Genomic DNA, 6211 nt, shown 5'->3' with positions numbered 1-6211 from the left:
GTAATCAGTTCCATATCAGCGATAATGTCTTGTTGGAAGTCTTTTTGAAACTCAAGTTCTTCAATCTTTTCCTTTAATTTTTTAATCTCATCGTTTTTACTCATACCAGTATTTTGTTGTACTAAAGTACTGTATTTTCTTAACCAATAGGAAATAGTTGTTCTAGGAACATCATATTTTTTAGAAGCTTGATTGTTGGATAGCTGACCATTTAAGATTTGGTCAACGACTAAAAGTTTAGTCTCTAAAGTTGCTTTTTGATAGCTTTTTTTTCGCCAGTGTTCATTTTGTGTTTTCATAAGTGACTGTAATTAATTGCTTAATTTTTAGTCAACCTATTTCAGGAAAGTTCATTTCTCAAATTACCCACAACGTGTTTGTGTATGATTTCGTTGCGTGGTTTAAGCACTAAAGTTAGCAAATAAATCACAGATAGAAAGTCCGCGAGGACTTTCGTAAGTAGGCTAGAACTAGCAATGAATTATACACGGTGTTGTAAAACGTTATTATTGACTAATATCTGTGTAATTTCCAGAATAATTCCCTGTGATTATTTCTCCATCTTCTCTGGTGAAACTAAAGTTAAAATCAATTTGACTTGGGCTTAATGAATTTATATTTAAAATAGTGTTTGTAGCCATAAATCCATTTTCTGCGTCATCTAAAATTGTATTTCCGCTATCAATTTCCGAATCTACAAAAGAAGCGTTTTCCAAAATCGTGTAATCAGAAATATTTGTTATTGTTCCAGTTTGTAATTCAACACCTGGAAAGTCAAAATAAACATAATTCACACCATTCGGTTGGCTTTCGGTAAGCAAATTTATATTACTCATTATAATTGCAATATCACTCGGATTGTTGTCAGTTGTATTTTCATCGTTTAGAAATACATTTGATACATTAAAAGATGTTCCATTAAAGGTTAATGCATTATTTGTATTGTTATTACCTTCGTTATTGTCATCATCTGATGAACAACTAAAAGCTATTAAAGCACAAAATAATAGGATTGTAAATTTTCTCATTTAATTAAATTTATAGCCTAAAGATAGACTGATTACTGAATTTTTATATCTCTCGTTTTCAAAAACTTCTGAAAGTCCATATCCATATCTTGCTTGAATAAATAAACCTTGCTCAAATTGATATCCAAAACCTCCAACAAGTGCTGTATCTAAAGTTTTAAGTTCAGATTCGACTTCGCTACCGTTAAATTCTGTTTTTTCAGAAATATTAAATCCGATTTGTGGTCCAACTTCAAATGAGAATTTGTCACTAATATAAATCTTTGCTAAAATTGGAATATCGATATAACCAAGTTCTGAAACTACACTTCCTAAAACAAAATTTGAGTTGTCCTTTATAGTAAAAGTTCCAGCTTTTTGGTTAAACAAAAGTTCAGCTTGAATACTAAATCTATCCGAAAGTGAATATTCCGCAATTCCGCCAAGATTAATACCAAATTCACTACTGAAAGTTGAACTTCCAGTATGAAATCCTGTGAAATTTGCTCCACCTTTTACTCCTAAAGTTAATTGGCTTTGTGCAATCGAAAATGTAGAAAGCATTAATAAACAGAATGTTAATTGTATTGTTTGTTTTCTCATGTGGTTTTGGTTAATGTTTTACAACGTGTTTGTGTATGCTTTGTTGCGTGATTAAGTTACTAAGTTAGCAAATAAATACCGAATAGAAAATCCGCGAGGATTTTCGTAAGCAAGCTAGAACCTAGCAATAAAATATACACGGTGTTAGCACACGTTTTTTATTTATTTTCAGATTCCTCTTTCGGTGGTGGTGGCGGTGGAATTTGTCTTAAATAATTGAAGAACACTCTCAATTCAATTGTGTCGTTTGTTTCTTTTTTTATCTCGTCAAATGTCCGGGTCAATTGAGTTAAAACTTTTTTGAGTTCTTTTCCTGTTTTATTTGTGTCGATAGTTACTTCGACAAGAGCATTTCGTGGTAAATCAGGATAATAAGGAACTTTCCCTTTATTCAGATAGTGTCTTTTCATAATCGGTTTTAGTTCACTAATCGGATAAATTTCATCTATTAGAATCGTGTCAGATTTAATTCGCAATATATTTTTGGACTTTATTAACCCGTTATCATAGACGTATGGTATAATTCTTTTTTTGATTTTTTCATCATCAAATTCCACAACCAATATTCCGTAATCTTTATCGAAAGTTCCAATTTTATTTGTTATTTGTCTAAAGTTTAATTCAGTAGTGTCAAGTCCAATTAACTGTGAAGTTTCAGTAGAGAAAGCTCTGTCAGTTGGATAAAATCGAATTTCTTTTGGTTTGCTTTCACAACTCAAAATCAAAAAAATTGTCGATATGAAAAATGTTTTTCTCAAATGTGTGCTAACGTGTTTGTGTATGTTTAGTTGCGTGGTTTGGTAGCTAATTTAGCAAACTTTCACGAACCCGTGAAAATTCCGCAGGAATTTTCGCAAGTAAGCTTAAAAAAGCAATTAATTATACACGGTGTTGCCAGCTGTGCTTTTTGTTTTTCAAGCATTTTTATTTCAGTCTTAATTCTGTTTTAAATTTCCTTTTAAGTTAATATTACCAATTATTTGTTAAATTAATTAGGCAATAAATACCAATAATTATAGAACTAATACTAGCTCCTAATAATTGCATATCATAATAGGATTTCAATTTATATTTATTTATAGTCAGTTTTCCTAACCAAATTCCAAAAGCGATTAAACTTATGCCTAGAATTAAGTTTATTATTATGTTTTGTGTCATTTAAACGTGATTACTTTATTCATTTCTAACGATATTACTGAAATAGTCTTTAGCTTTTTCATTCAGAGTAAATTTACTGCGTTACGCTTGGAATTCGAACGTTGTTGAATTTCAATGTTTCTTTTTAAATCGTAATTACTTGTGAACATTTCAGTTAAAAATTCGTACGTTGTGCCTTTTAGTTAATCATTATAAAATTCTGATATAATTCTATATTTAATACAAAATTCAGATTGCAATAAGTTCCGATTTTGAACAGGTTTTCGCTTTTCAGGCATTGCTGGCAACGTGTTTGTGTATGATTAGTTGCGTGGTTTAGCAACTAAGTTAGCAAACTTTTACGAACCTGTGAATATTCCGCAGGAATATTCGCAAGTAGGGAAGAACTTAGCAATTAATTATACACGGTGTTGCCAGTAGTTATTTCTTCACGTTCAGAAAGTCAATTCCGTAAACGAGCTTTATTTTGTCTTTGTTTTTTTCCTCTGTCAGCATATAATAGTGGTTCAAATGGTCAGCACGATAAATAGCAACAAGTTTTCCTTTGTCAAACAATTCAAATTCGTAATAATCCACTTTAAACTTTGGTTCAAGTTCTTTTGGGTAAACTTGTCTGATATATTTTAGTTTTCCGTTTTCAATTTCGATTCCGCCACGACTTACGAGTTTATCATTCAATTCCCTTTGTTCGTGTGCATAATAAAAGTTTCCATCAATGTCAAAAGTATATGTTCGGTAAATAATCGTGTCAGATTTTCTTTTAATCCACTCAATATTGTATCCATATTTGAAATGGTCAATTTCAACTCTCGTTTCGGTTTCGTTTAGTTTCCAGTCAAAAGAGAAATCCGAATCAAATTTCCGATGATGTTTTATCAGACTTATTGTATCATTTTCTTTAATCGACTTTTCAAATTCAATTCCACTTTCAGATGGTTCCATTTGTGAGTAGGTACTCAAAAATGAAAACGAAAATATGATGGCGAAGATGTATTTCATAATTACTGGCAACGGTTTTGTGTATGATTTCGTTGCGTGTTTAAGCACTAAAGTTAGCAAATAAATCACAGATAGAAAGTCCGCGAGGACTTTCGTAAGTAGGCTATAACTAGCAATGAATTATACACGGTGTTACCTGCTGTTATTTTTCCATTCAGTTAATATTTTCTTTCGTTTTTTTCGGTCTTTTCCTCTTACGCTTTTTAATCTATCCTCACTAAATAACCATTCCACGTATCTTTCTTTAAATTCTTTGTTATTTAGATAATTATTAATACTAAAATAATATTCAATTATATTCGGATTATTTTCGCAAAAAGTCAACGTGCAATTTTGAATTCGAGTAACAGTAAAATATGGCATTGATTCAATTCTATCAGCCATTATGATTGCAATTTCTCCTTTTGTCAAATTCCGATTATGGCATTCTGATTTAACTTTTGTCAAGGTTGTGTCAGTAAAAAAATCCGCAAGAGTTATCAAAGAATTTTCTCCAAATGCTTTTATTTTTTCGGCTTGATTGGTTTTTATTATTTCTTTTGAGTTTTCCGTTTTCGCAATTATATTTAATAAAGAGTCAATTTCAGATTCGGTTTGAGAAAAACCCAAGTTGAGATTCAGAAGTAAAACTGATATTAATAAACTAAATTTTTTCATTCGTTTCTATTTGTTTCCAAATTTACTCTTTACATAATTATTCAAAAACCTTAAATGAGTGAACTGTCGTTTTCGTTTAGTTACAGGCTTTTTTTCATAATTGCAGGTAACGTGATTGTATATGGAAAGTTGCGTGTTTGCGTGCGAGGATTTTCCGAAGGAAAATCAGACGTAGTAAACGTGCAACGACCTTTAATTAAGCACAATATAGCAATTTTTTATATACGGTGTTACCACACGTTTTTTATTTCGTTTTTGTTTTCAATTCAGTCTTTTATTTTCTAAAATATCAAATCCAAAGAAACCTTTCCGAGTTTCAAATTCCACAGTTTTGTAGAAATTCATTTTTTCATAGAATTGTGTTTTAAAAACTAACTCTTTGTTTTTTCCTTTGTAGTTTATTGTAAACACTGGTTGTTCTTCTCCAATTCTGCCTTTCGTTGTTCCACGTATAGAAGTTCGGTCAACAATTTCGTAAGATTCCGTTTTTACATTTTGGTCAGCGAAGTAAAAATTCGTTAACATAAAGATTGAGCAAAAAATAAATCCAAATCCGATTATGTAATGCATCCACGAATAAAAATACAATCCAATTCCGCTATATTCATAAGTCCGTTTGTAATTTTTAAAATCTATTAAAAAACTTACTATTCCAATTATAATTATTATTGAGGCAGGAATTAACCAACTAATTATTGTATTCCGATAAATCTGTATTTGAAAATACATTAAAATTATTCCGAGAAAGAAAATCGTTGTATAGAATACTTTTCGTTGTTTTTGCGTCATTCTCAAATGTGTGGTAACGTGTTTGTGTATGGTTAGTTGCGTGGTTGGGTAGCTAAGTTAGCAAACTTTTACGGACCAGAGGAAATTCCGCAGGAATTTTCGCAAGTAAGCTCTAAAAAGCAATTAATTATACACGGTGTTGGCAGTAGTTTTTAATTATCATTTTCGGAAAAAGATTTGAAACTAGTAATTCCATATTTTTTAAACCAATATTTTTTGTTATTCCGAACTATAAAAAGAGTGTCATTATTAGCTGGAACAATTAAAGAATCATTTTCTTTAATAAAATCGTGTAGCGTAGTTGGATAAGGTTTATCATTATTATAAGAAACATCAATTTTCAATGAGTCATTAACACAAATGGCACCTTTTGTCTGACTAATGCTTTCAATTTTGAGTAAATAGCTTTTATCATATTCAGCCCATTTCCCATTACAGAATATGAAACAACTAACATTAGTTAATAATAACAAAATTAATGAACACCTAATTATTTTACTATTTCTCATTTAGCAATCAGTTGCAATTAGTAAATTCGGATTTTCTCCGACTTCTATTTTCTTATAATTAACGAAAGCTCCACATTCCATAATTGCATTTAGCAATTCAGGTGCGTTTTCTTTCAAGTATTTTCCGTTTTCAATCAGCAGTAGAGTAGGTCTTTCAGTCAATTCGTCAATACAATCAATCCAAGCATCAATATTTTCTCCGTAGTAATCCGGAAAATTTAATTCCGCTTTAAATTCAGAGTGAAATGCTTTCCAATTTGTTAATTTTTGACCGTTAATTTTGAATTTTATCATCTCATTCTCAAATTACTGCCAACGGTTTTGTGTATGATTAGTTGCGTGATTTAGCAACTAAGTTAGCAAACTTTTACGAACCAGAGAAAATTCCGCAGGAATTTTCGTAAGTAAGCCTAAAAAAGCAATTAATTATACACGGTGTTAGCAGCCGGCTTTTAAATTCCGCACAGTTCAATTAAGCAACTCTAACAT

Annotated in this window: 9 protein-coding genes; all 9 read right to left on the bottom strand. The window is 30.7% G+C overall.

The genetic code is table 11. From position 1 onward, the window contains the following. Positions 1-299: helix-turn-helix domain-containing protein (locus tag K1X16_RS17510; RefSeq protein ID WP_225037371.1), on the bottom strand; the 299-nt coding region annotated here is incomplete at its 3' end. A 207-nt stretch (positions 300-506) separates the two neighbouring features. Then, positions 507-1028 carry a hypothetical protein gene (locus tag K1X16_RS17505; protein WP_225037370.1) on the bottom strand — a complete coding sequence of 174 codons (522 nt, stop codon included), beginning with the start codon at positions 1026-1028 and terminating at the stop codon, positions 507-509. Then, positions 1029-1610 carry a porin family protein gene (locus K1X16_RS17500; RefSeq protein ID WP_225037369.1) on the bottom strand — a complete coding sequence of 194 codons (582 nt, stop codon included), beginning with the start codon at positions 1608-1610 and terminating at the stop codon, positions 1029-1031. 158 nt (positions 1611-1768) lie between these two features. After that, the gene (locus K1X16_RS17495; RefSeq protein WP_225037368.1) at positions 1769-2368 is read right to left on the bottom strand and encodes a hypothetical protein; all 600 of its coding nucleotides are present in this window, start codon (positions 2366-2368) and stop codon (positions 1769-1771) included. A gap of 820 nt (positions 2369-3188) precedes the next feature. Beyond that, entirely contained in the window at positions 3189-3767 is a 579-nt protein-coding gene (locus tag K1X16_RS17490; protein ID WP_225037367.1) for a hypothetical protein, read from the bottom strand. Between the two features lie 132 nt (positions 3768-3899). Next, positions 3900-4424 (bottom strand): hypothetical protein, encoded by a 525-nt coding sequence (locus K1X16_RS17485; protein WP_225037366.1) that lies wholly within the window; start codon positions 4422-4424, stop codon positions 3900-3902. A 261-nt stretch (positions 4425-4685) separates the two neighbouring features. Further along, positions 4686-4949 carry a hypothetical protein gene (locus K1X16_RS17480; protein ID WP_225037365.1) on the bottom strand — a complete coding sequence of 88 codons (264 nt, stop codon included), beginning with the start codon at positions 4947-4949 and terminating at the stop codon, positions 4686-4688. A gap of 416 nt (positions 4950-5365) precedes the next feature. Further along, complete coding sequence (locus K1X16_RS17475; protein WP_225037364.1) at positions 5366-5722, bottom strand: hypothetical protein; 357 nt, start codon at positions 5720-5722, stop codon at positions 5366-5368. After that, complete coding sequence (locus K1X16_RS17470) at positions 5723-6016, bottom strand: barstar family protein (RefSeq protein ID WP_225037363.1); 294 nt, start codon at positions 6014-6016, stop codon at positions 5723-5725. Positions 6017-6211 lie beyond the last annotated feature (195 nt).

It is taken from the genome of Winogradskyella sp. SM1960 (genome assembly GCF_020179375.1).
GTDB classification, from domain to species: domain Bacteria; phylum Bacteroidota; class Bacteroidia; order Flavobacteriales; family Flavobacteriaceae; genus Winogradskyella; species Winogradskyella marina.
Note: the sequence above shows the minus strand (reverse complement) of the source record. Positions and strands in the feature narration are given on the sequence as shown.

Coding starts and splice junctions, on each gene's coding strand:
- K1X16_RS17505 (WP_225037370.1), bottom strand. CDS start 1,028: ATGAGAAAATTTACAATCCTATTATTTTGTGCTTTAATAGCTTTTAGT.
- K1X16_RS17500 (WP_225037369.1), bottom strand. CDS start 1,610: ATGAGAAAACAAACAATACAATTAACATTCTGTTTATTAATGCTTTCT.
- K1X16_RS17490 (WP_225037367.1), bottom strand. CDS start 3,767: ATGAAATACATCTTCGCCATCATATTTTCGTTTTCATTTTTGAGTACC.
- K1X16_RS17485 (WP_225037366.1), bottom strand. CDS start 4,424: ATGAAAAAATTTAGTTTATTAATATCAGTTTTACTTCTGAATCTCAAC.
- K1X16_RS17480 (WP_225037365.1), bottom strand. CDS start 4,949: ATGTTAACGAATTTTTACTTCGCTGACCAAAATGTAAAAACGGAATCT.
- K1X16_RS17475 (WP_225037364.1), bottom strand. CDS start 5,722: ATGAGAAATAGTAAAATAATTAGGTGTTCATTAATTTTGTTATTATTA.
- K1X16_RS17470 (WP_225037363.1), bottom strand. CDS start 6,016: ATGATAAAATTCAAAATTAACGGTCAAAAATTAACAAATTGGAAAGCA.